Source organism: uncultured Stenotrophomonas sp. (genome assembly GCF_963519925.1).
GTDB lineage: Bacteria > Pseudomonadota > Gammaproteobacteria > Xanthomonadales > Xanthomonadaceae > Stenotrophomonas > Stenotrophomonas maltophilia_AE.
Genome location: NZ_CAUQPH010000228.1, coordinates 1 through 3,427, shown reverse-complemented (window position 1 = coordinate 3,427; position 3,427 = coordinate 1). Strand labels below are relative to the sequence as shown.

Genomic DNA, 3,427 nt, shown 5'->3' with positions numbered 1-3,427 from the left:
GTACGGCGGGCGCCAGGCCTTCGGCTACGCCAACACGCTGCATCCGGCGACCTGGGTCTGGGTGGTGGCGGCGCTGGTGATGGTGGCAGCGTTCTGGGGGATGCTGCGCGTGTTCTCGGTGGTGTTGGCCCTGCTGCGCTACCACGGCTTCCGGCTGACCGAGCACGAGCGCCGGCTGACCGTGGCCAGCGGCCTGCTCACCCGCATGCGCACCAGCGTGGCGCGCCGCCGCATCCAGGCCTGGACGTTGCGGGAAACGGCGTTGCAGCGTTGGTTCCAGCGCCGCCAGCTGCGCATCGACATCGCCGCGGGGGTGTCCAACGATGGCGAGCGCCGCGACCTGCGCGAACTGGCCCCGCTGGCCACGCCCGACGCCTGCGACGCGCTGGTGCAGCACCTGCTGCCGCAGCTGCAGTGGCCACCGCCGCAGTGGCGCGCGGTGCCGCTGCGTGGCTGGTGGCGGCTGTGCCTGCCGGCCTTGGTGATCGTGCCCCTGCTGGCCGCCGGCGCGGTCCGGGAAGTGGGCCCGTGGGGCGCGCTGCTGCTGGCGTGGCTGCCTTGGTCGGCGCTGCGTGCCTACCGCACGATGGCGCGCGCGGGGTATTACCTGGACGCGCGCTATGTGGCGGTGCGTGGCGGCTGGTGGCAACGCTGGTGGCGGTTCGCCGAGCTGGACAAGCTGCAGTCGCTGCGCCTGAGCCGCTCGCCGCTGGACCGGTGGCTGGGCACGTCCAGCGTGTGGCTGGATACGGCGGGCGCCAATGGCAGCATCGCGCTGTGCCTGCGCTACCTGCCCGAGGCCGAGGCGCGGACGGTGTTCGAGCAGCTCAACGCCGCGCTGGCCCCCAATACCCCAGGTCCCTGCGGATCTGCAGGCCACGCGTCCACGCGCCGAACGGCTTCCGCTTGAGGGTGCCCATCTCCCCCGCCAGGAAATCCTCGGTGGCGGCAATGACCCGCTCGCTGGAGCGGCCGTCGCGCCACGGATGGATGTCGTCGGCGTAACGGCGGATCTCGGCCATCAGGGCCGGTTCCGGCTGCAGCGCGCGCGCCAGCATCAGCGGCAGCTGGGCCGGATCGTCGAAATCGATCATGTGCGGCTGCGGCACGCGGTTGCGGAAGGTCACCACCGGTTTGTGCTGCACCACGAACTCCGAAACGATCGACGAGGTGTCCGACACCAGCACGTCCGCCGCGCGCTGCGCGGCCATTACCTGCTCCGGTTCGATGAAGGCGGCGTTGGCACCGGCCAGCGCGCGGTATTGCGCGAACAGTTCCGGCGGGCACTTCGGGTGCAGGGTCAGCAGCCAATAATGGTCCCCCCGGGCGATATCGGCGGCGATCTGCTCGTACAGGTGCGGCGCCGCGCTCAGGCGCTCGGTGAAGGTGGAACCGAACAGGATCACCGGCCGGCCGTGGGCAGGCGCGCGCAGCGCGGCGCTGGCGCCACCGTCGTCCAGGAACAACGGGTCCAGCTTCGGCCAGCCGGTTTCGGCCACGGCGAAGTGGCCTTCGCGCGCGGCCAGCTCGCGGAACGGCGACGTCGTCGCCGGGCCCTGGGTGCAGTACAGGTCGAACAGCCCGCGCACCCGGAAGTGGCCACGCGCACTGTCGCGCTTCTGGACGTTGAAACCATGGAAGACCTGCACCTTGGCCCCGGCGATGAACGGCGGCACCCAGTTGGCCGCGCTGAACACCGCGCGCGGGCGCAGCGCCAGGGCCTGCTGCAGGCCCACGTCGGGCACGCCCGGCAGGCTTGCCCCCGCCGCCCCATCGGCGAACCACGCCGACACCGATTGGCCGGAGGCGTGCAACGCCTGGGCCAACGGGGCGAGAATAGGCAGCGCATAGCGCTCCGTCGCAAACAACAGGTACTCGGCCATCATGTCCTCCACGACCGCTCCCGTTGAACGGCCTCGCATCACGGGCTGCATTATCGCGTTCAATGAAGCCGACCGCATCGGCGATTGCCTGGCCTCGCTGGCCTTCTGCGACGAGGTGATCGTCGTGGACTCGTATTCCACCGATGCGACCGTGGCCATCGCCACCGCCGCCGGCGCACGGGTGCTGCAACGCCCGTTCGACGGCTTCCGCAGCCAGAAGGCGTTCTGCGTGGCACAAGCCGCGCACGACTGGGTGCTGTGCCTGGATGCCGACGAACGGGTCAGCGATGACCTGCGCGCGGCAATCCTCGTCGCCCAGGCGGCGGGCTTCGCCGACCACCATGGCTACCGCTTCGCCCGGCTCTCCGAGTACTTCGGCCGCTTCCTGCGCCATGGCAATGCCTACCCGGACCGGGTGCTGCGGCTGTTCGACCGCCGCCACGGCGGCTGGCGCGGCAAGCGCGAGATCCATGAAGCGGCCAGCGTGGATGGCAGCGTGGGCACGCTGCGCGGCGACCTGATCCACTACCCCTACCGCTCGCTGGAGCAGCAGCTGGCCAAGACCCAGCGCTATGCGCGGATGATGGCCGAGCACGAGTTCGCGCGTGGCAAGCGCGCCACGCTGGCCAAGCTGGTGCTCGCCCCCGCGTGGCGTTTCTGGCGGGGGCTGCTGCTGCGCGGCGGTTTCCGCGATGGCTGGCATGGCCTGGTGTATGCCTACGTGCGCGCCAACTACGTGCGGCAGAAGACCATCATGCTGTGGATGCTGCAGCACGGGCAGCCCGTCAGCGACCCGCCGCGCGCCCGCGACGCCAGCTGAACACGGGTGTGGCAGACTTCCCGGGCGTTTATCCAAGGCTCCCATGAAGATCCTCTACACCAACTTCCACGCCGGCGACGGCGGTGGCCACACGACCTACCTCGCGTCGCTGGCCCGCGCGCTGTCACCCCGCCACCAGCTGTTCGTGGCCGCGCCCGGCAACAGCCGGGTGGTCCGCGTGGTCCGCGCCGAAGGCATCGCCACGCCGGTGGAAATCGCCTTCAGCAGCGGCCTGGCCACGCTCGGTCGGCAATGGGCGGACCTGCGCACGCTGCGCGGCTTGATCCAGCAGCACGACATCGACATCGTCCATGCCAACGGCGCGCGCGACCACCGGGTGGCGATGGAAGCGGTGGCCGGGCTGCCGCGCCGGCCGAAGCTGGTGTTCACCAAGCACAACAGCAAGTCCGCCAACACGTTCGGCAACGCGGTGCGCGCACGCTGGGGCACCGACCGGGTCATCGCGGTATCCGAGCACACCCGGCAGATGCTGCTCGACAGCCCCTATCGGCGCTGCCCGATCGACGTGGTGCGCAATGGCGTGGACCTGCAGCGCTTCGCCCCGGTCGATGCCGCAGCGGGAGCCGCCCTGCGCGCGCGCTGGACGCACGACCCCGAGGCGCTGGTGCTGGTAAGCAACGCCGGTACCGACGGCCATAAAGGCTGGATCGACCTGGCCCGGGCGCTGGCGACCCTGCCCGAACCGCTGCGCGGCAAGGTGCAC

Annotated in this window: 4 protein-coding genes; 3 read left to right on the top strand and 1 reads right to left on the bottom strand. The window is 70.8% G+C overall.

The genetic code is table 11. From position 1 onward, the window contains the following. Nucleotides 1–910 (top strand): PH domain-containing protein (locus tag RWO33_RS19805; protein WP_314107131.1); only part of this gene is annotated, 910 nt, incomplete at its 5' end. Here the strand turns inward: RWO33_RS19805 and RWO33_RS19800 are convergent. Then, nucleotides 828–1,886, bottom strand: coding sequence for a CDP-glycerol glycerophosphotransferase family protein (locus tag RWO33_RS19800; protein ID WP_314107133.1), 1,059 nt, complete (start codon nt 1,884–1,886; stop codon nt 828–830). The genes RWO33_RS19805 and RWO33_RS19800 overlap by 83 nt on opposite strands. Here RWO33_RS19800 and RWO33_RS19795 point away from each other — a divergent pair. Both RWO33_RS19795 and RWO33_RS19790 read left to right on the top strand, forming a co-directional pair. Beyond that, the gene (locus RWO33_RS19795; protein WP_314107128.1) at nt 1,885–2,703 is read left to right on the top strand and encodes a glycosyltransferase family 2 protein; all 819 of its coding nucleotides are present in this window, start codon (nt 1,885–1,887) and stop codon (nt 2,701–2,703) included. The two genes, RWO33_RS19800 and RWO33_RS19795, sit on opposite strands and share 2 nt — an antisense overlap. 43 nt (nt 2,704–2,746) lie before the next feature. Beyond that, nucleotides 2,747–3,427 (top strand): glycosyltransferase (locus tag RWO33_RS19790; RefSeq protein WP_314107126.1); only part of this gene is annotated, 681 nt, incomplete at its 3' end.